The 24,769-nt window shown below is 36.7% G+C and carries 22 protein-coding genes; 6 read left to right on the top strand and 16 right to left on the bottom strand.

What is annotated here, in order from left to right; translation table 11 throughout:
* Window positions 1-4: 4 nt before the first annotated feature.
* The 5 genes from H344_RS0105420 to H344_RS0105400 are packed head-to-tail and all read right to left on the bottom strand — an operon-like array spanning window position 5 to window position 7,651.
* Window positions 5-3,094, bottom strand: a complete 3,090-nt coding sequence (locus tag H344_RS0105420; RefSeq protein WP_026809378.1) for an efflux RND transporter permease subunit — start codon at window positions 3,092-3,094, stop codon at window positions 5-7.
* Between the two features lie 6 nt (window positions 3,095-3,100).
* Window positions 3,101-4,213 carry an efflux RND transporter periplasmic adaptor subunit gene (locus H344_RS0105415; RefSeq protein ID WP_026809377.1) on the bottom strand — a complete coding sequence of 371 codons (1,113 nt, stop codon included), beginning with the start codon at window positions 4,211-4,213 and terminating at the stop codon, window positions 3,101-3,103.
* A gap of 16 nt (window positions 4,214-4,229) precedes the next feature.
* Window positions 4,230-5,531, bottom strand: coding sequence for a TolC family protein (locus H344_RS0105410; protein ID WP_034256184.1), 1,302 nt, complete (start codon window positions 5,529-5,531; stop codon window positions 4,230-4,232).
* Window positions 5,532-5,574: 43 nt separating this feature from the next.
* Complete coding sequence (locus H344_RS0105405; protein ID WP_026809375.1) at window positions 5,575-6,972, bottom strand: sensor histidine kinase; 1,398 nt, start codon at window positions 6,970-6,972, stop codon at window positions 5,575-5,577.
* Window positions 6,962-7,651 (bottom strand): response regulator transcription factor, encoded by a 690-nt coding sequence (locus H344_RS0105400; RefSeq protein ID WP_026809374.1) that lies wholly within the window; start codon window positions 7,649-7,651, stop codon window positions 6,962-6,964. The genes H344_RS0105405 and H344_RS0105400 overlap by 11 nt, the downstream gene beginning before the upstream one ends.
* A 208-nt stretch (window positions 7,652-7,859) precedes the next feature.
* On the opposite strand from H344_RS0105400, the gene H344_RS0105395 reads away from it, so the two are divergent.
* Window positions 7,860-8,552, top strand: a complete 693-nt coding sequence (locus H344_RS0105395) for a DsbA family oxidoreductase (RefSeq protein ID WP_026809373.1) — start codon at window positions 7,860-7,862, stop codon at window positions 8,550-8,552.
* A 79-nt stretch (window positions 8,553-8,631) separates the two neighbouring features.
* On the opposite strand, the gene H344_RS0105390 is transcribed toward H344_RS0105395, so the two are convergent.
* The 4 genes from H344_RS0105390 to H344_RS0105375 all read right to left on the bottom strand — a co-directional run bounded on the left by H344_RS0105390 (window position 8,632) and on the right by H344_RS0105375 (window position 12,029).
* A complete protein-coding gene (locus H344_RS0105390; protein WP_026809372.1) occupies window positions 8,632-10,056 on the bottom strand; it encodes a Gfo/Idh/MocA family protein in 1,425 nt (474 codons plus the stop codon).
* An 89-nt stretch (window positions 10,057-10,145) separates the two neighbouring features.
* A complete protein-coding gene (locus H344_RS0105385; protein ID WP_026809371.1) occupies window positions 10,146-10,802 on the bottom strand; it encodes an HD domain-containing protein in 657 nt (218 codons plus the stop codon).
* Between the two features lie 5 nt (window positions 10,803-10,807).
* Window positions 10,808-11,536 carry a lysophospholipid acyltransferase family protein gene (locus H344_RS0105380; RefSeq protein ID WP_026809370.1) on the bottom strand — a complete coding sequence of 243 codons (729 nt, stop codon included), beginning with the start codon at window positions 11,534-11,536 and terminating at the stop codon, window positions 10,808-10,810.
* 82 nt (window positions 11,537-11,618) lie between these two features.
* Window positions 11,619-12,029, bottom strand: a complete 411-nt coding sequence (locus tag H344_RS0105375; protein ID WP_026809369.1) for a BrxA/BrxB family bacilliredoxin — start codon at window positions 12,027-12,029, stop codon at window positions 11,619-11,621.
* A 136-nt stretch (window positions 12,030-12,165) separates the two neighbouring features.
* Here H344_RS0105375 and H344_RS0105370 point away from each other — a divergent pair, with 136 nt between their 5' ends.
* The 3 genes from H344_RS0105370 (at window position 12,166) to H344_RS0105360 (ending at window position 15,457) form a co-directional block, all read left to right on the top strand.
* A complete protein-coding gene (locus H344_RS0105370) occupies window positions 12,166-12,903 on the top strand; it encodes a TerB family tellurite resistance protein (protein ID WP_026809368.1) in 738 nt (245 codons plus the stop codon).
* Between the two features lie 474 nt (window positions 12,904-13,377).
* Window positions 13,378-13,815: a deoxycytidylate deaminase gene (locus H344_RS0105365; RefSeq protein ID WP_026809367.1), complete on the top strand. Its 438-nt coding sequence runs from the start codon at window positions 13,378-13,380 to the stop codon at window positions 13,813-13,815.
* A 16-nt stretch (window positions 13,816-13,831) separates the two neighbouring features.
* Window positions 13,832-15,457, top strand: coding sequence for a S41 family peptidase (locus H344_RS0105360; RefSeq protein WP_026809366.1), 1,626 nt, complete (start codon window positions 13,832-13,834; stop codon window positions 15,455-15,457).
* Window positions 15,458-15,556: 99 nt separating this feature from the next.
* Here the strand turns inward: H344_RS0105360 and H344_RS0105355 are convergent, their stop codons facing one another.
* Complete coding sequence (locus H344_RS0105355; RefSeq protein WP_026809365.1) at window positions 15,557-15,757, bottom strand: hypothetical protein; 201 nt, start codon at window positions 15,755-15,757, stop codon at window positions 15,557-15,559.
* 22 nt (window positions 15,758-15,779) lie between these two features.
* Entirely contained in the window at window positions 15,780-16,358 is a 579-nt protein-coding gene (locus H344_RS0105350) for a MarC family protein (protein WP_026809364.1), read from the bottom strand.
* Window positions 16,359-16,478: 120 nt separating this feature from the next.
* Between H344_RS0105350 and H344_RS0105345 the strand changes: the two genes are divergently transcribed.
* A complete protein-coding gene (locus H344_RS0105345) occupies window positions 16,479-17,051 on the top strand; it encodes a DUF3109 family protein (RefSeq protein ID WP_026809363.1) in 573 nt (190 codons plus the stop codon).
* Here the strand turns inward: H344_RS0105345 and H344_RS0105340 are convergent.
* Both H344_RS0105340 and H344_RS0105335 read right to left on the bottom strand, forming a co-directional pair.
* Window positions 17,041-18,942 (bottom strand): tetratricopeptide repeat-containing sensor histidine kinase, encoded by a 1,902-nt coding sequence (locus tag H344_RS0105340; RefSeq protein WP_084148738.1) that lies wholly within the window; start codon window positions 18,940-18,942, stop codon window positions 17,041-17,043. The genes H344_RS0105345 and H344_RS0105340 overlap by 11 nt on opposite strands.
* Before the next feature lie 91 nt (window positions 18,943-19,033).
* Entirely contained in the window at window positions 19,034-19,768 is a 735-nt protein-coding gene (locus H344_RS0105335; protein ID WP_026809361.1) for a LytR/AlgR family response regulator transcription factor, read from the bottom strand.
* Window positions 19,769-20,082: 314 nt separating this feature from the next.
* Between H344_RS0105335 and H344_RS21640 the strand changes: the two genes are divergently transcribed.
* Complete coding sequence (locus H344_RS21640) at window positions 20,083-20,259, top strand: hypothetical protein (protein WP_157378146.1); 177 nt, start codon at window positions 20,083-20,085, stop codon at window positions 20,257-20,259.
* Window positions 20,260-21,343: 1,084 nt separating this feature from the next.
* Here the strand turns inward: H344_RS21640 and H344_RS0105320 are convergent.
* The 3 genes from H344_RS0105320 to H344_RS0105310 are packed head-to-tail and all read right to left on the bottom strand — an operon-like array spanning window position 21,344 to window position 24,637.
* Window positions 21,344-22,258, bottom strand: a complete 915-nt coding sequence (locus tag H344_RS0105320; protein WP_026809360.1) for a hydroxypyruvate isomerase family protein — start codon at window positions 22,256-22,258, stop codon at window positions 21,344-21,346.
* A 19-nt stretch (window positions 22,259-22,277) separates the two neighbouring features.
* Window positions 22,278-22,925, bottom strand: a complete 648-nt coding sequence (locus H344_RS0105315) for a gluconate 2-dehydrogenase subunit 3 family protein (RefSeq protein WP_026809359.1) — start codon at window positions 22,923-22,925, stop codon at window positions 22,278-22,280.
* Entirely contained in the window at window positions 22,925-24,637 is a 1,713-nt protein-coding gene (locus H344_RS0105310; RefSeq protein WP_026809358.1) for a GMC oxidoreductase, read from the bottom strand. The genes H344_RS0105315 and H344_RS0105310 overlap by 1 nt, the downstream gene beginning before the upstream one ends.
* Between the last annotated feature and the right edge of the window lie 132 nt (window positions 24,638-24,769).

The raw sequence follows: 24,769 nt of genomic DNA, 5'->3' as shown, positions 1-24,769 counted from the left end.
TAGTTTATTCTTGATTTGATTTTCTGTACGCCCAATAAAACATCTGTGGCAGCACGGTTAAGGAAAGAATTAAACAGATTAACAATCCTCCAACGATCATAATAGCTAGAGGTTTTTGTATCTCAGACCCCATACCTGTAGACATTGCCGCAGGAAGGAGTCCCATAGAGCCCATTAGAGCAATCATTACAATAGGACGAATTCTACTGTGAACTCCATTAGATATGGCTTTGTTTAGGCTCTTTTTCCGCAAGTTTTCTTTCATCACGGCTATTAAAATAATAGCGTTTATGGTGTTAACTCCAAATAAAATAATAAAACCTATTCCAGCAGAAATTCCAAAAATTGTACCTGTAACCCAAAGGGAAATAAAACCGCCTATAAATGCAAAGGGTATGGTAGCTGCAGCAATCAATGTGTCTTTTACTGTACCAAAATTAAAGTATAGTAAAAATAATATAAGTAATAATACCGCAGGAACTATAACTGCCAATTGCTTACTAGCGCGCTCTTTACTCTCAAATTCTCCTGCCCATTCCATTTTGTTAGCCTTAGGTAAGATGACGTTTTCTGCTACCTTTTGCTTTGCCTCTGCAATAGTACTTCCAAGATCTCTTCCTTCTACACTAAACCCTACTGCAATATACCTACTACTTCCTTCTCGATAGATAAATGTGGGGCCGGTAATATAGCTAATCGTAGCTATTTCACTGAGGGGTATCTTTTTTCCATCCATAGTAGGAATCAGTATCTCACCAATTTTTTCATCAGTATCCCTATATTCCTCTGCAAATCGAACGCGAACATCAAACATCCGTTCATTTTCATAGAATGTAGTAGCAGCTCGCCCTCCAATGGCCATTTCTACCACAGCTTGCGCATCAGCCATATCAACTGCATAACGGGCCAGCTTACTATCGTGAATTTGTATGCGCAATTCTGGAAGGCCAATATTGCGGTATACGTTAAGATCTTCAATCCCCTCTACATCTTGAATGGTATTAGCGACCTGATCCGCGTATTTTTCGAGCTCAAATAAATCATCTCCGAAAATTTTTACGACAAGCGAGCTTTTTACTCCTGCTACATACTCTTCTACGTTATCTTGTATAGGCTGACTAAAACCAAAAACAATCCCTGGGTAACTTTGCAGAAGGTCTCGCATTTCTTCCACCAAAACATGCTTTTTTATCTTGCGTTTCCATTCTTTTTCAGGATGTAACTCGATATGAAATTCTATATTGAAAAAACCGGTGGGATCGGTGCCATCATTTGGGCGCCCCACTTGGTTGAGAACAAATTTCACTTCCTCAAACTGTCGTAATTCTTGCTTTAACTCCTTTGCAATTCTTGTTGATTCTTCAAGGTTAACACTGTTTGGTAGGGTTGCACGGACATAAAGTGCCCCTTCATTTAAATTAGGAATAAACTCCGAACCGTAGAAAAGGAAACTCACGCCACAGGTTAATAAGAGTGCTCCAAATCCATACATGGTAGCTTTTCTCCTTTTATTACTCCATAGAAATAAATTGTAAAGGTTATTTTGGAAAAATCTAGAGATCCTATTTTCCTTCTCTACTATGTTCTTCTTTAATAGAAGCTTAATCATAGCGGGGACATAGGTAATACTAAGTATTAGGGACCCCAATAAAGCGTACCCAAGGGTAAAGGCCAAGGGTTTAAACATTTTACCCTCTACTTTTTGGAATGAAAAAATAGGTAGTAAAGCTACTATTAAGATAATTTGTGCAAAAACAATGTAAGTAGCTACGCTACCCGCACTTTTCTTTATAAGCCCCAGCTTACTCATCTTATTAAACTTTTCCATTCCCATTTGCCTAGCCTTCTTGTTCATAGCCACAAAAACGGTTTCCACTATAACTAGGGTGCCCTCCAATAACAATCCAAAATCAATGGCACCCATAGAGATGAGGTTGGCAGGTAACCCTTGTATCCGTAACATTACCAGTGCAAAAAGAAAGGATAGTGGAATAACAGAAGCTACAATTACTGTGGTACGCCAGTTAAATAGAAAAACAAAAACAATGATAGAGACTAGCAGAATACCTTCTATTAGGTTCTTACTTACGGTATTCACTGTAGCATCTACCAAATCTGTCCGATCTATAAATGGTTCAATCAGAACATCATTTGGTAGGATACGCTCATTAAGTTCGGCAATTTTTTCTTTAACATTGGCAATAACCTCATCCGGATTTTGACCCCTCAACATCACGACTATACCTTGTACTAGATCCTCCTCGTCTTGCAAGCCAACAGCCCCCAATCTGGGTTTAGCGGTGACTTCTACTTCTGCCACGTGTTTTACCAAAATAGGGGTGGTGCCTCTTACCTCTATCAGAATATTCTCTATATCTTCTATGCCTTCTAGCAGCCCTATACCTCTTACCACATATGCCTGGTTTCCCCGCTCTATAATATCACCGCCAACATTAATATTAGTTTTGCTAACGGCTTCAAATACCTCTAAGGGAGAAAGATTGTAATTGGCTAGTTCTGTGGGGTTAATTTTTATTTCATAGATTTTCTCTTCCCCTCCAAAACTCACTACATCGGCCACCCCAGGTACGGATACCAGTTCCCTTTCTACCACCCAATCATGAATAGCAGTGAGCTCTTTTATGGGGAGGTCACTTTTTAGTACATACCTGAAAATTTCGCCCGTTGCACCATAAGGAGGTTCAATCCTTGCATCTGCACCATTAGGAAGATCGGCATCCTGTAAACGATTAGCAGCGTATTGTTGAGCATAAAAATCATCTACATCATCATCAAAGATTACGGTAACAACGGATAGGCCAAAGAGCGATATAGAACGTACTTGTGCTTTTTTAGGAATCGTATTTACCGCTGTACTAATAGGAAGAGTTACAAATTTTTCTACTTCCTCTGCACTTCTTCCTGGCCATTGAGTAATAATTCTTGCCCTAGTGTTGGTAACGTCAGGGAAGGCTTCAATAGGGGTGTGTAAATAACTATAAATTCCGGCAATGAATAGTAAGGCAGTAAGGAAGAAAACTATAATGGAATTCTTTAAGGAAAAGCCTACTATCCCTTGAATAAATTTTTTCATCTTGAGTTAGTTCTGGAAATTCTTGATTTGTTCATGGATAAGAAGCTGATTTTTTGATATGATTTTATCCGACTCCTCCAAGCCATCAGCAATAAAAGTGGTTCCGTTCCCTTTTGTGAGGATGGCTACTTTCCTTATCTCTATATCACAATCGTCATTGTAGACTATTACGTAGTTTTGATTGTTATCAAAGACCATAGTGTCCGTGGGAATGCTTAAAGCTTCTTCATTTCTTTCTTTAAGAGCGAAAACATCTACCAACATTCCAGGTTTTAGTTTTAAATCTGGATTAGGCAACACCATACGTGCCTTTAGTACTTTGGCCTCTTCATCCAACACCTGAGAAATAGCAGCTATGGTGCCTTCAAATGTTTCATCAGGATAGGAAAGGGTTTTTATACTAACGGGCATTCCTGTAGAAATATCTTGGACATTACTAGCATAAATATTTACGTTTACCCACACATCACTTAAGTCAGATATGGTAAATAATGTTTCACCACCTGCTGAAATGGAGCTTCCTGTCGCTATTGCTTTGCTAGTTATTATTCCAGAATGTGGCGCTTTTATTTTAAATACTCCTTTTTCTGGACTGGCACTGAATAGGCGTAAATTGGCATTTATTTTTTCTTTTTCTGCTTTTAAAATTGCCAGCTCACTCTGTACCGATAATAGATTTTTCTTAGAAGAGATCCCATCGTCATACATAGACTGGGTGGCTTTTAAGGTTTCTTCGGCTACCCGTATCTGTGCATTAATGGATTGGGATTGAGAGTAGAGATCAGCAAGATCTGCACTTCTCATTTCTGCCAATACCTGTCCTTTTTTTACCTCATCACCTAAAGAGAAATAGGTTTTGGAAATGATACCATCTACCAAACTCATAAAATTCACAATCTTATCCGGATTAGGCTCCACGGCTCCAGTAAGGTGAATGTCTTCCGCAACCATTTTAAGGGTGGGAGCGGTAATGGCTATTTTAGATTTAAAATTATCATTTAAACAGTAAGGATCTATTTCACTGTGTTTTGGAGGTGGAACCGTATCGGCACAGCTGCTGAGCAAAAGTCCTAGAATTGAAGATAGTATGGTCGATGGAATTAAAGATGTATTCTTCATATTGTGTCTTTTCAGATTATTTAATGATGTCTTGCCCAATAGCATGGTTGAGTTCCTCTTTTTTTAAATGAACTTCCTTTACCGCTTCGAGAATAATTTTCTTGTTTTCTAGATAAGCATCCATGAAGTCGATATACTCTAGGAAGCTTAAATTTCTGTTGGCGAAATTTTTAGTGTAGCTTTCCAGTAATTGCTCCAATGTAGATTCGTAGTCGGGATCAATAGCGTGATAAAAAGTAAGGGCATCTGCAAGGTTTTGGTATGCCAGAGCAACTTCGTTCTGTACGGACAAGAATTTTTGATCGTAAAACAGCTTTGATTGCTCTTTGCCAAGTGCTGCGGCCTTTATATTGCCCTGGTTTCTATCAAAAAATGGAAGGTCTACTTCAAGACCAAATCCAATAAAATTGTATAAGATACTACCCCCACGATCATAACCCGCTTTTAAGGTGACATCTGGAATCCGTTTTGCCCTTTCATAAGCAAATAAATTGTCGTATTGCTTTTGTTCCAAAGCGGCAAGCTTTAAATCTGATCGGTTGTTTTCTGCCGAAGCCAAAAGGGTAGGTAATGGAATAAGGAAATTAGAGTCTAGAATATCGTTAAACTCAGCATTTGTTATTACCAAATGGGTGTAAACTGGTAATCTCATTAGGAGTTTTAGCTCTTTTTCCACTTCGTTGAGTTCTAGTTTAATGTCATTACTTTCTTTTATAAACTCTAGTTCCAAAGCCTTTAAACGAACATATTCTCCTTTGGGGATATGTCCTTCTGTTACTTGTTTTTGGTATGAGTTTACTAAGTGTTGAAGTGCCTTAATTTGGTTTTGATATACATTTTGTTCTAACTGCAAATATTGCATCTGGGTTAATTGGTTTCGAAATTCAATTTTTAGATTGCGCAGCAGGTCTTCAAAATATTGGTGTGCCTTTTCCGCAGTAACCTGCTCTAGTGCCACTAGTTTTTTTCGTTTTCCAGCTGTTAAAATTAATTGCTCTATTCCCACGCTAAACTGTTGGTATTTCCCCCAGTCGCCAACTAAAGGTGGCAGTTCTTCTCCGTGAGGTTCCTTTTGGCTTTGGGTAGCCCATAAGTTTACTTCGTCTATAGAAATTGTGGGGTTTGGCCATAATTTGGCTTGAGTTACTAGGGCTTTCGCTTTGGGGATTTCCAATCTTTCTGCTAAGAGAGATAGGTTTTGTTTTAAGAATAGAGTTTCTGCCTCTTCTCGATTTAAAGAGAGTACTTCCTGTGCCTGTGTAATTTTTATGAAAAATATAAAGAAGGCAGTAATAACTAAACGATTACTATTAGACATAATTTTGCAACTAGAATTAGATACAAAACTTGCTATAATGACCTTAAGAAGGGCTTAAAATGGATAAATTTTTGCTTAAGGGAAAGCGGAGTTCAAAAATATTGATGTTCTTACTAGGGTTAGAATATCGGATGTCCCCGTGGTGTAATTGTACAATTTTCTGTGTTAATACCAAGCCAAGGCCAAATCCGGTAGGGTCTTCGCTATTTGTCCCCTTAAAAAAATGATGGAACAAATATTTTTCCTCCTCCTTTTTAATAGGTGTACCTTGGTTGATAAAGGATATTTTGACTAGGCTAGGATCGTTAAAATTGAAAAGTATTTTAGCTTGGGGAAGAGTACTGTAGGCTATGCAATTGTTCATTATATTTAAGAAGGCTTGCTTTACCAACAACTCATTAGCCTTTAGTTCTAGCTGTGACTCTTTAAAACTATCTGGCTCGAATTCAATTTCGAAACGAAATTTGGGGTAGAGGATGGCTAATTCTTCTATCGCGGTAAATATAATTTCATCTACTCGTAAGGTGGAGACCGATAACTTTCGCCCCGATTCAATTTTAGAAACCTCCAAAAGTACCGTAATGATGTCGGCTAAGGATTTGGCATTTACGATTTGACTTTCTATTACCTTATCTTTTAGGGAAACGTTAGATTGAGATTTTGCTCTTTCCAGTTCTGATACTAATATGGCTATGGGGGTTTTTAACTCATGGGAAATATGCTGTACCGCATGTTTTTGAAAAGCAAACACATCTTTGGTCCTGTTGATTAACTCATTAAATTTTTCGGTGAGGTAGTTAATTTCATAAGAAGTGGTATCCACCATTATCTCTTTAAATTTTTGATCACTGAAATCAATATCACTCAATTTTTCGGCTAAACTGGTAATAGGTTTGGAAATCTTTGCCGATAAATAATGACTGATGAGTAATACGATGACTGTAATGGCTAAGGATATGATGATTAAGATGTTTTGAAGAAAGTTTAACTTGGTGTATCCAAACGCATCATAAGCTTTACTGATAGCATAAAAAGGAGCTTCCTCGCGTTCTACATATACTCCTATTAGGTCATAATCGTCTTCTTTAGTTTCTATCCATTGATTAGCCGGGGAAAGGGAATTTAGAACCTGTTGGGAATTGTGTATGGGGAGATCATCTATGCTTTTAAAAATTAGTTGTTTGTTACGGTCATAGATCAGCATCTTTTCATCATAGAAATCATGAATGTTATGACGATCCATAATAGTGCTTAAATTTTCACTGAGCTCCTTGTATTCTGCAATAAGGCCTAAGGTGTATAGGATTTTTTCTTTCTGTCGCTGCTGAAACTCCTCCTCTCTGTGCTCTGCAAATAGCACATAAATAATAATAGAAAAAAGGACTGTAAGTGCTATTACAGTAGTAGAAATATAAATGTGAAGTTGCTTCTTAATTTTCATTTACATCTAAATAATAACCATACCCAATTTTTGTTTTGATGGTGTTTTTTTCAAAAGGCTTATCTAGCTTGTTTCTTAAAAAATTCATGTAAACTTCTATGGTATTCGTATTGGCGTCAAAAGACCCTCCCCATATTTTTTCAATTAAATCGGATTTGGAAACCACCTCGCCCACTTTTTCCATTAAACTATAAAGTATTTGATATTCTCTAGGGGTTAAGGAAATTTCTGTACCCTGCCTAGTCACCTTTTTTTGTGCCGTATTTAGCGTTATGTCATCTGCCATTAACACGGAGTTATCTTTTTGTGCGCTTCTTTTTCCTATTCTATTTATTAAAGAATGAACCCTAAGAATGAGCTCTCTCATAAAAAATGGCTTAGTAAGGTAATCATCGGCACCACAGTCAAAACCTTGTACTTTATCTTCCAATTCGCTAAAGGCAGTTAGCATAATAACAGGTGTTTGGGTATTAAATTTCCGAAACCTACGGCATAAATCAAAACCGTTCCTTCCTGGTAGGTTTATATCCATAATTACACAATCAAAAGATTCCTTCTTTAGCATCCGCTCTGCCAATTGACCATCATACACTACTTCTGGGAACATAGATTCCGCTTTAAGGGCATCACAAATATTTTGACTTAGGATATGGTCGTCCTCTACGATTAAAATTTTCATGTCAGTAAAGTTACACATTACAATGATTTGGACTGAAATATTGATTCCCCCTTTAAATAATTCTTCTTGTAAACGATTATATAAGATGCAATAAAGAAATTTAGACTTACACCTTGTAAGGTTTATATACCGAGGTCGACTTATGGGGTTGTAAGACTATTAAAAACCAACAAGTGTACTTGTCGGTATAATTTATAAAGAAGATCATATGGAGATTAGTATTTGGTCGGACATAAGATGTCCGTTTTGTTATATTGGAAAGCGAAAATTTGAAGCAGCCTTAAATAAATTTGAGCATGCGGATAAGGTAAAGGTGGTATGGAAGAGTTTTGAACTAGATCCTAATCTACAGACCCGTACCGATATTAATGCTATTGAACATTTTTGTGAGTCCAAAGGAATTGAACCTGAGCAAGCAAAGCAAATGTTTAATGGAGCATCACAAATGGCTAAAGAAGTAGGAATTGATTATAAGTTGGACCAATCGGTACCTGCAAATTCTTTAAAAGCACATAGGTTAATGCATTATGCACAATCTAAAGGTAAAAGTGGCGATATTAAGGAAGCTTTGTTTAATGCTCATTTGGTAGCAGGAAAGAATATAGACGATATTGATTTTCTAGTTGAGCTAGCTGGTGCTAATGGACTAGATGGAGAAGAGGTGTGTACCATGTTGCAATCTGAAGATTTTACTTATGAAGTAAGACAAGACCAAATGGAAGCAAGAAACCTAGGAGTTAGCGGGGTGCCCTTTTTTGTATTGAACAATAAGTACGGGGTATCTGGAGCCCAACCTACGGAAGTATTTTTAGATTCCTTAGAAAAGGCATGGGAGAATCATTTAGAGGAAGGAGAACAAGTGGAAGCTGGTGGTTCTTGTGATATTGATGGTAACTGCTAAAAATTGAACCTATTTTGAAGTTGTTAATCCCCTTATTAAAAGTTTAGTAAGGGGATTTTTTATTGTTCTTGTTTTATTTCTATGCTAATTCCCAACCTTGTCTATACGTCCCCTTTACCCAGTCGTTTGCTTTTTCAAAATTGGTTACCCTCATGTTTTCTCCATCCCATTGTATTTTTCTTCGTCCTGGATATTCAAACGGATCCCAATCCCCAGCTTTTTTACCAGGTTTATAATTTTTATACTGAAAAGCCCTGATAGCCAGGTTGCCCATAAGCACCGCTTCAGTCAGTGGTCCTGCACGGTTAAAATCGGAGGAAGTTTCGGTGCCATTTAGACAGGCTTCTACAAAATTACGTTGGTGTCCGTCTACATCACCTTCTATTCGTTTTAAATAAGGTTTAGGTGCATTTAATAATTCCATGGTTGAGGAAGGAACCAATCTCGGATTCCTAGAATAGGTGTCGCAAATTAAAATGCCACGGGTGCCATAAAAGATAGACCCTCCTCCAGAATCCCCAATACGCTCTTCATCTTTTAACGCATCTGGTAAATCGGGGAGGAGTCCGCCATCATACCAATTTAGCGCTATCTCTCCATGTTCTTGGGTATTAAATTTGAGTCGCACTATAGAAGATGAGGGGCAGGACTGATTATAGTTGGCTTCCACAAAATCATCCACCCAATTAGTAGTACAACTCGCCTCTGCTTCTGTAGGGTACCCTAAGTCTAGTACGCTAAAAGGAGTTTCCATAATATGGCATCCCATATCTCCTAGAGCTCCTGTGCCAAAATCCCACCATCCACGCCATTTAAACGGTAAATAGGAATGATTGTAGTCTCGCATGGCAGCAACACCTAACCAAAGGTCCCAATCTAGCCCTTTTGGGATTTTATCTTTCGCTGTGGGGACGGGGATTCCTTGTGGCCATACAGGACGATTTGTCCAACAATCTACCTTATAAACTTTCCCGATAATTCCGGCATCTACCCATTCCCTAGCCTCTCTACTGCCATCGCTAGATGCACCTTGATTTCCCATTTGGGTGACTAAGCCATTTTCTTTAGCTACTTGAGTTAGAAGTCGGGCTTCCTTTATATTGTGTGTTAGTGGCTTTTCTATATAGGCGTGTTTTTTTGCCCTCATAAAAGGCAATGCAATACTAGCATGCATATGATCTGGCGTGGCTATCATAATGGCATCAATTTGGTTTAAATGCTCATCATATACCTTTCGGAAATCTGTAAAGCGCTTTGCTTTGGGGTACTTTTTATACGTCTTGGCAGCACTTCTATCATCTACATCACAGAAGGTTACAAATTTTACTTTATTGGTATTGGCTAAACCGTTGATAACATCAAAACCTCTTCCTCCAACACCAAAAGCTCCTAAATAAAGGGTGTCACTAGGTGGAATATGAGTTTTTCCCAAAACAAAACTAGGAACAATGGAAAATACAGCTGAGGTAGCCGCAACGTTTTTAATAAATTTTCTTCTTTGCATCTTTCGTTGGTTTTAGGGAGTTGAAGTATAAGGTACAAAAAAAATGACCCTAAAACCCTAACGATAATGAAGTTAACTAATTTAATGAATTAGGCGTTGCCGTTCCATTCCATATAAAACTGCTCTAAATATTGCAGCATAAACTGGTGTCTTTCTTCTGCTATACGCTTACCGCTAGCAGTATTCATTTTATCTTTTAAAAGTAACAGTTTTTCGTAAAAGTGATTGATGGTAGGAGCATTAGATTTTTTATACTCCTCTTTACTCATATTTAGGTTGGGAGTAATATCTGGATCGTACATTCCCCTGTTTTTAAATCCGCCATAATTAAAAGCACGGGCAATGCCAATTGCACCTATGGCGTCTAACCTATCGGCATCCTGTACCACCTGTAATTCTTTGGACGAAAATGATTTTTCTGGATCTAAGCTAGAAGAGAAGGAGATATTTAGAATAATCTTTACTACATGGTTAATAACCTTTTCCTCTACCGATAGGGATTTTAGAAATTCCGCTGCCATTTTTGGCCCAATGGACTCGTCGCCATCATAAAACTTGGCATCTGCAATATCGTGCAATAATGCAGCTAAGCTAACTACTAAACTATCTACTTCCTCATCCTTTGCTATTAAGAGTGAGTTTCTAAAGACCCGCTGAATATGAAACCAATCATGACCTCCCTCTGCGCCTTGTAATGTCTCTTTTACAAAGACTATAGTCTCCTCAATAATTTCGGTATTGGTCATTTTTGTTAAGTAATATTTTGTGTAATGGTTTGTTCTACTTCTGTAAGGAGATCATCTATATTTCCTTCAATTTCACGTGGTTTGTGAACTTCCAAAGTAATATGATTCCCAATTCCATAAGGGAATTTCCCATATTTGAGCATCTTCCAGGAATTGTTAATACTTATCGGTACAATTAAAGCTGAGGGTGCTTTTTTCATGAGCATTTTTAAGCCTGTAGTAAGAAATTTTTTGGGCACGCCTGTTTTACTTCTAGTACCTTCAGGGAAAATTACCGCAGCACGTTTGGTATCTTCTATATAGCTACCCAACTTGGCTATTTCCATGATAGACTGTCGGCTATCTTTTCTATTGATCAATACTGAACCACCGTGTCTTAAATTATAGGAAACACTGGGGATTCCCTTGCCCAATTCCATTTTACTAACAAATTTAGGGTGGTGTTTCCGCATAAACCAAATGATTGGCGGAATATCGTGCATGCTCTGATGATTCAGCACGAAAATAGTTGGTCTATTGGTATCAATGGTTTGCGTGTTTTTAAAAGAATAGGTAGTGCCTAAGATGTGGGTACATCTTAAAAGACACAAGTTTAAGATGGCCACGCTTTTTCTATGAGCCTCATAACCAAACCAATTAAAACATATCCATTGAATTGGGTGAAACACTAGTAGTGTAACTCCAAATAGGATTAAGTAGAGAATAGATAGTGGGTATGCGATTATTTTTTGCATCTGACAAAAATAAAAAACCGCCCTTGTACAAAGCGGTTTTAAATCAAAAATCTTTTTTAGTGCTCAATAAAGACTTATTGAATTAGCAAAATTCGTTATAAGCTTCCATTAAGTTTTCTGCTATTACTTCAGCAGGGCGACCTTCGATATGATGGCGCTCTATCATATGCACTAATTCCCCATCTTTAAACAAAGCCATACTAGGCGAAGAAGGAGGGAAAGGGATCATTAGATCTCTAGCAGCATTTACTGCTTCTGTATCTACACCAGCAAATACCGTTGCCAAATGGCTAGGTTTTTTTGCATTTTGAAGGCTCATTTTTGCTGCTGGTCTAGCGTTTGCTGCTGCACATCCACAAACAGAGTTAACCACTACTAAGATAGTGCCCTCTTGTTTTATCGCTTTTTCTACTGCTTCAGCTGTATATAGTTCTTCAAAACCGGCACTTGCCAAGTCTTGTCTCATTGGTTTTACTAATTCTGCTGGGTACATATATATTATTTTTATTCAATTATTAATAAGTTTTTCAAAGATAACCAATTTAGTGCATTCCAATAGAACACCTTAACTTTTCATTAGACCTTATTTTCTATGTTAAAATTATATCTTTGCTCAAATTTATTAGAAGATGATAAAATGGTTTGCCGCTATATTGGGGTATTATTTATTTAGGTTTCCCGGAGCCATACTAGGATTTTTTATTGGAAGTTTTATAGATGGCGCTAAAAGTAGGGGCGGTTCAGGTGCTGGTTCTGTCTTTAGAGATATGACTAACCAATCTGTATCACCTGCAGATTTTGAACTTAATTTATTATCGCTCTGTTCCATTGTGATTAAAGCTGATGGTGTTGTTAGTCCACGGGAAATGCAGTATGTTCAGCAGTATTTTGTGGGTACTTATGGTAAAGAGAAAGCCAATGCCATATTTAGAACCTTCAATGAGGTAGTTAAAAAAAGAGAAGTTTCTGCTCAAAAAATATGTGCCTATTTAAACCAACGTACCCGATATGAGGTACGGTTACAATTATTACATTTCCTTTTTGGAATTGCCCAAGCTGATGGATCAGTAAGTCAGGCCGAAATTGAGAAAATAAGGGAAATAGCCGGATATTTTAGGGTGAGTGGTATCGATTTTGAAAGCATTATGGCCATGTTTATAAAATCTGCAGATAATGCCTATAAGATTCTTGAGATAGATAAAACGGCCACTGACGATGAGGTAAAAAAGGCGTATAGGGCCATGGCCAAGAAATATCACCCCGATAGAGTAAATACAGAGAATGAGGCTATTAAAAAAGGAGCCGAAGAAAAATTTAAGGAAGTTCAGAAGGCCTATGAGGCGGTGCAACAGGAAAGAGGCTTATAATAATTTTTAGCCTGGTAAAAGGGGATTTCCGATCTTCATTATGTCTACCTAAAATTAAAAAATGCTGCTATGCTATGGCAGCATTTGTTTTCTTATTTCGTGAGATAAGAAAGCTCTGGTGCTTTTGCTGCAATTTTGGAGGAAGTTTCCGTCCGCTCCCAAATAGACTTATATTTGATAATTCTCTAGGAAACTTAATAAATTAAGGTCGGTTTGTCCTAGTTTAGTGCAATCTTATGCTATGTATTGCAATACTATTACCTACCACTTCGTTTTCTTGATAGTATTTGTGTAAAAGTTAACGGTAATTAAAATATTGAATCCATAAATTGTATTAATTTTGAGTAGGGTAAGGAATATTACGCGCAGTAAGTCAGGCGCTTCCCTTAATTTTTCATTGTAATTACAAAGAGAAATAGGATTATTTCTATTTACCTATTTTTAAGGATTATAATTTAAGTCGATAAAATACAGATGAAGGAACGCAAGCAAGAAAAATACGATAGAGCGTATTTGCGTATGGCGAGCGAATGGGGGAAACTCTCCTATTGCAAACGAAAACAAGTGGGAGCTATAATTGTTAAGGATAGAATGATAATTTCCGATGGATATAATGGAACTCCCACGGGATTTGAAAATACATGTGAGGATGAAGAAGGGTATACCAAATGGTATGTATTGCATGCAGAAGCAAATGCTATTTCTAAAGTAGCTTCCTCTACGCAATCTTGTGAAGGAGCTACCTTATATATTACCTTATCCCCTTGTAAGGAATGCAGTAAATTAATTCATCAATCTGGTATAAAACGTGTAGTATATCAGAATGACTACAAAGATGATTCCGGCTTGCAATTTTTAAAAAAGGCAGGGGTAGAGCTTATCCAAATGCCAAATATCATAAATATAGAGTAAGGATTATACTTAAACAATGAAGCGCAGCTACACCTACATATGGCCTACAGTAATTGGCTTGGCTTTGGCCATTGGTATTTTTATTGGTGGAAAACTGCACTTTAAAGATTCGCAGAATAAGCTTTTTTCCAAAAATTCCAAGAAGGAAAAGCTCAATAGGCTTATAGATTATATAGACTATGAGTATGTAGATGAGATTAATACGGATAGCATAGTAGATGTTACCGTAAATAATATTCTAGAGAAATTAGACCCACATTCTGTCTATATCCCCAAAAGTGAAATGGAAAAGGTTGCTGAAAGTATGAAAGGCGACTTTGTAGGGATTGGAGTGAATTTTTATATGTATAGGGATACTATTTCAATAATTAGAACCATAGAAAATGGACCAAGTTATCGGAAAGGACTAAAGCAAGGAGATCGGATTTTAATGGCCGATGGAGATACCTTGTTTGGGTCTGGTATTCCAAATGACTTGGTAATTAAAAAATTGAAAGGAGAGAAAGGAAGTCCAGTAGACTTACAAGTGTATAGGAAGAATGGGAATAAATTATTCAATGTTACTGTAAATAGAGATGTGGTACCTATAAAGAGTGTGGAAGCCTACTGTATGCTTACAGATGATATGGGTTATATTAAAGTAAACCGCTTTGCGGAATCTACTTATAAAGAATTTAAAAATGCCTTGCGAAAGCTAGAGGCCAAGGGAGCCAAAAAATTAACCTTAGATTTAAGGGATAATCCTGGTGGCTACTTAGGAATAGCAGAACAAATGGCAGACGAATTCTTATCCGACGGTAAAATGATTTTGTACACCAAAAATAAAAGAGGGAGGATAGATAAGGTTTTTGCTACCAATAAAGGACATTTTGAAAATAAACCAGTATACGTTTTAATCAATGAGAAATCTGCTTCGGCTAGTGAGATTATAGCTGGCTCTTTACAGGATAATGATATTGGAACTATTGTAGGACGTAGATCCTTTGGAAAGGGGTTAGTACAAAGAGAGATGGATTTAGGTGATGGATCTGCTGTAAGGTTAACCGTATCCAGATATTACACTCCTACAGGTAGGTCTATTCAAAAATCATATGAAAACGGAAACAGGGATTACTATCAGAAATTTATGGACCGTTACCATAATGGGGAGTTGCTTTCTGTAGATAGTATTAAGGTGGCCGATTCTTTAAAATTTAAGACACCAAAAGGAAAAGTGGTTTATGGCGGCGGGGGAATTATTCCAGACGTATTTGTACCCATAGGCTCCAATGAGTCCGAGGCAATTGAGGCTATGTCCCTAGGGTATATACCACGCTTTGTATTTACTTATTTAGATGATCATAGGGCATATTATGAGCAGTTTGATAGGGATGACTTTATAGAGAATTATAAAGTAGACGATATCCTTTTTGAAAGTTTTATAAAATACGCTTCTAATAGAATTAGACTAGATTTTTACGCTTTTGAGGATAAGTTAAAACGTTACTTAAAAGCGGCTCTTGCAGAACAGCTATTTGATGCCAATGCCCATGCACAAATAAAAAGTGGTGCTGATGATATGATTCAAAAAGTACTGGAGCTAGACCAAGAAAAAATCGCCCGTAGTCAACTGGTTAAATCAAAAATTAAGGTGCTAGACTAGGAGTTTATATTTTAATATACTTCTTAAGTAGTAAAGACTTTATAAAGAAGGAAGATCTAGTTTCTAGGTGAATCACTTTGAAATTTATAAGAAGTTTAATTATTCCTTCATTTTCTCCTCTATTTTTTTAGAAGTAGCATATATAAGCAGCAATATAATAGCACATAGGGAGGCTGCGATCCCTATTAATGCTATAATGCTATTTCCCTCAAAAGGTGTTTCAAAATCCACCACGGTGATGTTGTATACTGTGAGAGCCAATCCCAAAACGATAAGTACTATTAGTAATATTTTGTTCATCAGATTTATTTTCTAGCGTTCCCTAAAATAATTCATTAATATTTGTGGTGAAGAGTTTAACGGCTATGGCCAATAAAATCACACCAAATATTTTTCGGATAACATTAAGTCCGTTCTTACCTAAAATATTCCCTATTCTTTCAGAGGACTTCAATACAAAGTAAACAAAAATAACATTTATTACAATGGCGACTATTATGTTTTCTACTCTATATTCAGCTCTAAGAGATAGTAGGGTGGTAACTGTTCCTGCTCCCGCGATTAAAGGGAATGCTATGGGTACTATAGAAGCGCTCTCTGGATGGTCATCTCTATATAGGGTAATTCCTAAAACCATTTCTATTGCTAAAAAGAAAATTACAAAGGCACCGGCAACCGCAAAAGAGTTAACGTCAATTCCAATTAATTTTAAAATTTCTTCACCTACAAATAGAAAGGCAATCATAATCAGGGCAGAAACTAAGGAGGCCTTACCAGATTGTATATGCCCCACTTTATTGCGCAGATTGATGATGATAGGGATGCTTCCTACAATATCTATAACTGCAAAAAGAACCATACTAGCCGTTATAATTTCTCTTATGTTAAAATTTAAATCCATAAAATTTTGAATACTATTTAGTTCGCAAAAACGCATAGGTATTTTTCCGGTGCAAATCTACGTTTAATTCAGTCGAAATTATCCATGTAAAGGGGTATATTTGTGGCTTAATTTTTAAGTATGTTCCAACTAGGAAAAACAATTGTATCGGAAGAGATCATTGAGAATGATTTTGTTTGCAACCTTACTGCTTGTAAAGGGACTTGCTGTGTAGATGGCGAGGCGGGAGCGCCTTTAGAGGATAAGGAGACAGAAATATTGGTTGATATCTATAAGGACGTAAAACCTTTTTTAAGACCAGAAGGAATTGTGGAAATTGAAAAGCAAGGAGCTTTTATAAAAGGTGAAGATGGCGAGTGGGAGACTCCTTTAGTAAATGGTAGTGAGTGTGCTTATGCCATTTTTACGGAAAACGGTACCGCTAAATGTGGTATCGAAAAAGCCTATGAGGAAGGTGCAACCAAATTTAAAAAACCGGTTTCTTGTCATTTATATCCTGTTCGAGTAAGGGAATACACAGAGCTTACTGCTGTTAATTACCATAGATGGGAAATCTGTGACCCTGCTTGTTCCTTAGGAAGTGAACTTCAAGTGCCCATTTATAAGTTTGTAAAAGATGGGTTGATTAGGAAATTTGGTAAAAAGTGGTTTACAGAATTAGAAGAGATAGCTGAACAACATACTAAGAAGTAGGAATGTGAAGAATTACTTGGGTGCCTAAGGGTTCCTTTTCTGGGGAGTAAAGGTCTTTTATCTCCACCTGAAAAGAATGCTCAAAGTCTTTGGAGAAGTTTGCCAATCGTTCCTTGGTAATATCTATACCCACAGATTTTCTTTTTAAGACTTTATTTTTCTTTATTCGCTCAGAGGCAGTTCTTCCTACGCCATTATCTGTAATGGCTATTTGGATGTAATTGCCATTCTCCCTGCTTACCCTTAACTCTATGTTTTTTTCACCTTCTTTTGTAGAGAGGCCATGCCATAGTGCATTTTCTAAAAATGGCTGTAGAATTAAAGACGGAATTTTAACATTGTGTGGGTCAATAGGATCATCTATAATGATGGTAAAATTAATTTCATTAGAAAACCGGATGTTTTCTATGTTCATATACAGCTCAATGGTTTCTAACTCATCAAAAAGAGAAATTTCCTTTACAGAAGAAGCTTCTAATATTTTTCGCACCAATTTGGAAAATTTATTGAGGTAGTGAACTGCGTTTTTTTTATCGTTATTTATGATATAAAGCTTAATAGAATTTAAGGAATTAAACAAGAAATGGGGATTCATTTGGCTGCGAAGCATGCTTTGCTCCAAAGTCAATATCTTTTTTTCGTTCTTTAATTCCTTCTGCCGATAAAGTATATATAATAAAAAGGTCAACAGTGCCATCCCCAATGCACCAATAAACAGCATGTTTTTGTTTCTTTTTAGCTTGGTGTTTACCATGTTGTACTCATTGGCCAAGCTTGCTATTTTGTTATTTTGTTTCTCCGTTTCATATTTAATGATGAGGTCGTAAATATATTTACGGTTAACTTCACTATTTATGGCTACGTTAAGGCTTTCTGCTTTTTGATAGTATAGCAGCGCATTTTTATAGTTTTCTTTATGGGTGGCTAATTGTGATAACAACGAATATGCCTCAGAAATAAAACTAGGTAAATGATGTGTATTTGCTAATTTTAATCCTTGGGTTAGGTATTTCTCTGCGTCTTGATACTGTTCAAGTTCTATGAGTGCCCAACCTATGTTTAGGTTAATAGAGGTAACAATGTACATGTCTCCAATCTCCTCAGCAGCAAGTAAGTTAGGTTCCAAAATCTCTAAAGCCTCCTTTACTTTATTTTGCTTAATATAGACCTGAGCAATACTGTTTTTGCAAATAATTAACCCTTTATGACTGTTAATTTCATTGTTGTAGTCCAAGGAGATTCTATAATATTCAAGGGCTTCTTCTAGTTGCCCTTTGTGTTCTAAGCATTCTCCAATGTTTTGATAGTTTATGGCCAACCCTAACTTATTCCCTAATTCTTTTTCTAGCGTCATGGATTTTTCATACTGCGCAATGGCAATATCATATTGTCTTAAAGTTTGGTATAGGTTTCCAATACTATTAAGGGATACATTTATACTTCTTTTAATGCCGTTTGAGGGGTTTTTTTCTGTATTGGCTAGGTCTAATGCTTCTTGATGATAATCTAATGCAATTTTGATAGCATCGCTTTTTCGATAGATGACCCCTAGCATATTTAAACTGTAAATCCTAAACTCTAGATTGTTCGCAGCTTCAGCCGCTTGTAAGGCTAGTTTATGAAAGGCAATAGCCTTTTGGAATTGAGATATGTTTCTATATTTTCTTCCCAATTGGTTAAGGGCGTATGCTTGCCCATCATAATATTCACTATTAGCCGACGCTCGGTTGAAGTAGTGCATATATAAGGTGTCCGATCTTTTAAACCTCAGAACCGAATCTATTTGCTGATAGGTTGTTGGCTTAGCTTGGATAAGACTATCGCTTATTCTTTTAAAAGATTCTGGTACATCTTGGGAATGGGAAAGCGTGTAGAATAAACATAAGCACATAACCAATATTAGGTTTTGCTTATTTTTTACTTGTGTGTAACTATGGTAAATGGCGAACTTCAAGTAATTCTATGTTTAATAAGGGATTAGACTAAATTAAATCCAGGAAGTCCGACTTTTTCTGTCTTGAAACTGGAATTTTGTGGTTGGATTCTAAAATAACATAACCATCGGTTTTTATGAATTCTTTTATCTTTTGCATGTTAATGATAAAAGAGTTGTGAATTCTAAAGAAAGTATCTTTCGGTAATAATTCATTAACCTCCTTGAGTTTTTTTGTCAGTAATATCTTTTGACCATCGGTGAGGTACAAGGTGCTGTAATTTCCGTCTGATTCTGCATATAGAATTTCATCACTTTCTAAAAATAATAGTTTACCATCTGTATTGATGGTGATTTTCTTGTGTTTAGAGTCAGAATTAAATTTTAGTAGAATATTTTCTAACTTTTCATAGGTATTATTCTTACTATTAAACTTCCTTATTTTAGCAATAGTTAAGTTTAAGTCATCTGTATCTATGGGTTTTAGTAAGTAATCTATAGCCTCGTGTTTAAGGGCTTTAATGGCGTATTGGTTGTAGGCGGTTGTAATAACCACGGGGAAGTCTTTGTTTTGTAATTTTTGAATAAACTGAAAACCGTCCATTGTGGGCATTTCAATATCCAAGAATAAGCAGTCTGGAGTATTCACTTGCAGATATTCTAATGCTTCAAAAGGATCTGTAAATGAAGCAACCACGGTTATTTCGTCACTAAAGTTGGTTAGCTCCCATGAAAGACTTTGGAGAGCTTTAATTTCGTCATCTACTAATACGGCTTCTAACATAATAAAGGAAAGATAATCAAATTTAAATCTATTGTCTACTCCGAAATCACATTTTGTATTAATGGAATTAATTCAAGTATAAATTGCTGTAAAAGGTTTAAGATTGGGCGTTTTTTAGTAAACCTCATTCGGAGTAAAGTAAAATTAACTTCTGTAGTATTAATAACCGTATTTTAGACGTTTGCCATCTATACAGAATTGCTTACCATTTATACAAGTTGTTGTTTTATCGCCCTAGTTTTCTTCTAAATTTGATACTCCTCAAGTTTTCAAAAAAAATCATAGAATTTAACCTATCCTATAAAATTTATATGATGAAAAAATGTATACTTTTTTTTATTGGATTGGTGTTTACGCTTCTTGTTTCCATAATTATGGATGATAATAGGACAGATGCGGTAGAGGACAATTTTGTTAATAGCGATGTAGAGGTTAATAAGAATTTAGCAGAAAATAGAACAGCGCCAGACCTAAAGGAATGGAAGCGATAACAGTTGTTGTAAAGAGCTTATTAAGTAGAATTGAATATTGAAATACTGTCAAACAAGGTGCGATCCATTTCCACCTCGTTCATTTATTTGAACTTGCTATTGTTAAGTGCAATATCGGAGATGCGAAGTGAGATTGAGAAGCTGGATCAATTTATTGGTTTTTGGAATTTATATTGTTTTTGGGTTTCGGGGGAACTACCTAAAACATGTAAAGACCATTCTAGTAATTCACAATTACTTTGTGTTAAGTGGGTCGTACCAGTTGGCGGTACTATTTAAATAAGTTGGGAGATTTTAATTCCAACTTAAAAAGGGAGATGAAATAGGTTTAATCTATTTTATCTCCCTTTTTTATTGTATTGCCTCTTCCTTTATTCCTTCCGAATTATAACGTTTTATCAGTAGGTGTTGTGATGTTACATACGTGTTATTATCTGTTACATATCTAAGATCTTACGGAGTAAAGTAAATATATCTTTATGTTCTGGGATTCGATTTTCTGGAGGCAAATCACCCTGATTCTGAATCCAGTTTACTTTAATATCAAACTAAAACAACAACTCAAAAACCTTATGTTATGGCATTTAAATATACAATCGGCATTAAACTAATCTTTATTGCAATGCTCTCTCTATCTATAATTATGATCCTTATAGCATTATCCATTTAAAATAGGCTATGAAGTCTTGGGGTAATACAATTGCTATAATATGAAAAGTGTGATGTAGTGAATCTGAATGAAATTAGCACCCTTGCATTTTTATACTGATGCTTTATTAAAACCCGAGTGACTTTAATTATAAAATCATTTTGGGATTTACTCGCTTATTGCGATTTGAATACTCTGAATGATGGTTGGAGATAATTGATGTGCGTAATGTCCTTTTTAAGTCTAATTAGCTTGACTTGGGAAAGAAGACGTAGGTTATTTTTTTAAATAATGAAGGTATACTAACCTCGCGATAAGGCATAGCATAGTGTAAGCTCCGATAAGATATAGATAAGGTTCCATCATTATCCTTTGGACGGGGAAATGGAATGGAACCTTACTAAATAGAAAGTTAAAAAGTTTATATAGCTTAAATTATAGGAAGTTGTCTACTTCTTTATAGGCGTTTATTACGGCAAGTTCACCCTCCTTATTGGGTCTAGAATTGCCGTGTTCCATACCTACTATTCCATTAAATCCTTTTTCGTGTAAATACTTAAAAACATTTTTGTAGTTAATTTCACCGGTAGTGGGTTCTTTTCTCCCGGGATTGTCCCCAACTTGGATATAAGCAATTTCATCCCAAGTAAGATTCATATTGTGGATGAGGTGACCTTCGTTCTTTTGCATATGATATATATCGTACAAAATTTTACACGATGGGCTATTTACTCCCTTGCAGATTAAATAGGTCTGCTCTGAGGTTTGCAAATGAAGGTCGGGGGAATCGGAAAGAGGTTCCAATACCATCACTAAACCATGAGGTTCAAATATTTCTGCACCTCTTCTAAGCGCTTCTATCACATTAGCATTTTGGATTCCTATGGGAAGACTCCTATCGTATGCACCCGGTACAACAGTCATCCACTTGGCATTTGTGCGTTTAGCAACATCCACTGCCTTTCTGCAACCTTCTAAAAAGATATCTACATTTTCTTTTTTTCCTGCTGCAAGTGTATTGGCCATGTTGCCGCCTTTGTCCACTACAAAAACGCCCATGGTCATATTGTGTTTAGCTAGAGTTTCGCCAATTTTTGTTTGCATGGCAACGTCCCTTCCCATCATCCCATTGTCTTCAAAGGCGGTAAAACCCTGATCTGCCATAAAATTCAATTGGTCTATTAGGTCATTTCCAGATAGATTTCTGAACATTCCAAAGTGAGGGGCATAATTTAGATTAAACGTATGTTTAACACCCATATTTAAAGGAGCGCTGTAAGCCATTGCACCTCCTAAGCCAACCGCCCCACTAGTGAGGGCGGTTTTTTGTATAAAATCTCTTCTTCTCATTATTAATATAAGTTGTGTTTTAAATAGACCAAGCCTTGCCGGCAGTTAATTCTTGTAGATCGCCACAGCCAATATATTCTCCCGGAACGGGCAGATAGGCGAGTACATTTTCTCCTACATATTCAGAGGTTTTATAGCTCCAAATTGTAAGTCCGCGTAGCGTATTGGCAAAGGAAAATCTAGAGACTTCATCGCTTAATGTTGCTGTTTTATTTTCGCGAATGGCTTCGGTATATTCAGAAATCAATTTAAAATGTTTCGCTTGGTCTTCTTTAGGGGTTTTAAGAGCCTTGGCTAAAATGGGTTCTAGGTCTTCAGCCGTTAAATTGTCGATGTTCTTTTTCTCAGAATCGGCCAATGCTTTTTCCATAAACTTGCCCATCCCCATTTTAAAGAGGTCTTTTTGTTCCTTTTCCATTATTTCGTTTGCAAAGCGATCTATAAAAAGATGCACTTGCACTTCGGAAGCGGAAGGAGTATCTGTCTTAGGAAGGATAATATCTACCAAGGTAGTCAGTACAGTTCCTTCTTCTTTGCTAAGGAAATCTGGGGTCCATACTAAAGCTGCATCTTGTTTGCAGCTTTGCATTAAGCTCAGTAATGTAGGGGTGGCCACCACATATCCTAGTGACAGTCCCATATTTCGTAGTGCTTTTCTTCTATCCATTATATATTTCCTTTTTTAAGTTCTTGTGCGGCATGGTTGGCAGCTCTAGCAGTAAATGCCATATAGGTCAAAGACGGATTAACGCAACTTGCCGATGTCATAAATGATCCATCAGTAACATACACATTAGGTACTGCGTGCACCTGGTTGTTTCCGTTTAATACAGAGGTTTTTGGGTCTCTTCCCATACGAGCGGTTCCCATTTCATGTATTCCTAGGCCTAAAGCTCCTGGGTTGTCATAAGATTGTACATCACGTAGGCCTGCTTTAGTAAGCATTTCTACTGCTTGCTCTCGCATATCTTCACGCATTTTCCATTCGTTTTCTTTGAATTCGGCATCAAAAGTAACAGTAGGTAAGCCCCATCCATCTAATTTGTCATAGTCTAGAGTCATGCGATTGTCCTCATAAGGCAATACTTCTCCAAATCCCATCATTCCAAAGGTCCAACCTCCTGGTTTTAAAATTGCTTCTTTTAGATCTTTTCCATGAGAGAGCTCGGCTATAGTTTCTTCCCAGTTACCCCTACTAGCACCACCTTGGTAACCAAATCCGCGGATATAGTCTTTAGAATTGGTGGTGCCTCCTAGGTTTTTAAACCTTGGGATATAAATCCCATTCGGTTTTCTTCCCTTATAGTATTTGTCTTCAAATCCATCAAACTTTCCGCTTGCTCCCACGCCTAAATGGTGGTCCATGATATTTCTTCCTAATTGGTCAGAATCATTACCCAAGCCATTAGGGAAGCGATCCGATTTGGACTGCATTAAAATAGAAGTAGAGGCTATGGCAGATGCACATAAGAAAATTACTTTTGCCTTAAACTCAAAGGTCTCTTTGGTGAGTCGGTCTATAACTTTTACTCCGCTAGCTTTTTTGGTGTCTGGGTCATAAATAACTTCGGTAACAATAGAGTCTGGCCTCAAAGTAAGGTTACCCGTGCGTTCTGCTGCTGGAAGTGTAGATGAATTGCTACTGAAATAAGCACCAAAAGGACAACCTCTGATACATCTATTTCTAAACTGGCATTTGGTTCTGCCTTCAAATTCTTTATCTCCAGTAATATGTGCTACCCTACCTGCGGTAACTACTCGTCCATCAAAATTCTCGGCTACTTTTTCTCTAAAGTGCTGCTCTACACAGTTTAATTCCATCATAGGCAAAAACTGTCCGTCTGGTAATTGGGGTAATCCTAGATTTTCACCACATACTCCTATATAGGATTCTACTTTGTCATACCAAGGGGCAATATCTTTATATCTTACAGGCCAATCTACTGCGATGCCGTCTTTTTTATTAGCTTCAAAATCAATGTCAGACCAACGATAACTATGTCTTCCCCATGTTAGGGAGCGTCCTCCTACGTGATACCCTCGCATCCAGTCGAAACGTTTTGTTTCATTATAGGGGTGTTCTAAGTCGTTAACAAACCAATGGTTATGAGGTTTCTTTACTGTATATCCAGTTCTGGCCTGTTTTAATTGTTTGGATTTTTCTTCGGGGGATAGTTCACCATTGTTTGGGAAATCCCAATCATCCTTATTTGCGGTGGTATAATCTTCAATATGATTAACCATTCTACCTCTTTCCAGGACCAGTGTTTTAAGTCCGTTTTCGCATAATTCCTTAGCGGCCCAACCTCCGCTAATACCCGTGCCTACTACGATAGCATCGTAAGACTCCTGTTCATCGTTATAATAAAATTTGCTCATCTGGTAAATTGTTTGTTTGATATATTTATTAAATATAGAATTTATTTTCTACATTTAAACCTTGTATTTGTGAAAACAGCGATACTATAACGTTATAGTAGTCGGTAATCCTTAAATTTAATATTTTAATAG

Source organism: Arenibacter latericius DSM 15913 (genome assembly GCF_000424985.1).
Classification (GTDB): domain Bacteria; phylum Bacteroidota; class Bacteroidia; order Flavobacteriales; family Flavobacteriaceae; genus Arenibacter; species Arenibacter latericius.
The sequence above is the reverse complement of the archived record's forward strand: the minus strand, read 5'-3'. Positions and strand labels throughout refer to the sequence as shown.

Bases quoted from the DNA above. Each gene is read 5' to 3' on its own strand.
- H344_RS0105320 (WP_026809360.1), bottom strand. From the start codon at position 22,258: ATGAGAAGAAGAGATTTTATACAAAAAACCGCCCTCACTAGTGGGGCG.
- H344_RS0105310 (WP_026809358.1), bottom strand. From the start codon at position 24,637: ATGAGCAAATTTTATTATAACGATGAACAGGAGTCTTACGATGCTATC.
- H344_RS0105395 (WP_026809373.1), top strand. From the start codon at position 7,860: ATGGAGATTAGTATTTGGTCGGACATAAGATGTCCGTTTTGTTATATT.
- H344_RS21640 (WP_157378146.1), top strand. From the start codon at position 20,083: ATGAAAAAATGTATACTTTTTTTTATTGGATTGGTGTTTACGCTTCTT.
- H344_RS0105365 (WP_026809367.1), top strand. From the start codon at position 13,378: ATGAAGGAACGCAAGCAAGAAAAATACGATAGAGCGTATTTGCGTATG.
- H344_RS0105400 (WP_026809374.1), bottom strand. From the start codon at position 7,651: ATGAAAATTTTAATCGTAGAGGACGACCATATCCTAAGTCAAAATATT.
- H344_RS0105405 (WP_026809375.1), bottom strand. From the start codon at position 6,972: ATGAAAATTAAGAAGCAACTTCACATTTATATTTCTACTACTGTAATA.
- H344_RS0105370 (WP_026809368.1), top strand. From the start codon at position 12,166: ATGATAAAATGGTTTGCCGCTATATTGGGGTATTATTTATTTAGGTTT.
- H344_RS0105410 (WP_034256184.1), bottom strand. From the start codon at position 5,531: ATGTCTAATAGTAATCGTTTAGTTATTACTGCCTTCTTTATATTTTTC.
- H344_RS0105420 (WP_026809378.1), bottom strand. From the start codon at position 3,094: ATGAAAAAATTTATTCAAGGGATAGTAGGCTTTTCCTTAAAGAATTCC.
- H344_RS0105415 (WP_026809377.1), bottom strand. From the start codon at position 4,213: ATGAAGAATACATCTTTAATTCCATCGACCATACTATCTTCAATTCTA.
- H344_RS0105390 (WP_026809372.1), bottom strand. From the start codon at position 10,056: ATGCAAAGAAGAAAATTTATTAAAAACGTTGCGGCTACCTCAGCTGTA.
- H344_RS0105350 (WP_026809364.1), bottom strand. From the start codon at position 16,358: ATGGATTTAAATTTTAACATAAGAGAAATTATAACGGCTAGTATGGTT.
- H344_RS0105375 (WP_026809369.1), bottom strand. From the start codon at position 12,029: ATGTACCCAGCAGAATTAGTAAAACCAATGAGACAAGACTTGGCAAGT.
- H344_RS0105355 (WP_026809365.1), bottom strand. From the start codon at position 15,757: ATGAACAAAATATTACTAATAGTACTTATCGTTTTGGGATTGGCTCTC.
- H344_RS0105335 (WP_026809361.1), bottom strand. From the start codon at position 19,768: ATGTTAGAAGCCGTATTAGTAGATGACGAAATTAAAGCTCTCCAAAGT.
- H344_RS0105340 (WP_084148738.1), bottom strand. From the start codon at position 18,942: ATGTGCTTATGTTTATTCTACACGCTTTCCCATTCCCAAGATGTACCA.
- H344_RS0105315 (WP_026809359.1), bottom strand. From the start codon at position 22,925: ATGGATAGAAGAAAAGCACTACGAAATATGGGACTGTCACTAGGATAT.
- H344_RS0105380 (WP_026809370.1), bottom strand. From the start codon at position 11,536: ATGCAAAAAATAATCGCATACCCACTATCTATTCTCTACTTAATCCTA.
- H344_RS0105345 (WP_026809363.1), top strand. From the start codon at position 16,479: ATGTTCCAACTAGGAAAAACAATTGTATCGGAAGAGATCATTGAGAAT.
- H344_RS0105385 (WP_026809371.1), bottom strand. From the start codon at position 10,802: ATGACCAATACCGAAATTATTGAGGAGACTATAGTCTTTGTAAAAGAG.
- H344_RS0105360 (WP_026809366.1), top strand. From the start codon at position 13,832: ATGAAGCGCAGCTACACCTACATATGGCCTACAGTAATTGGCTTGGCT.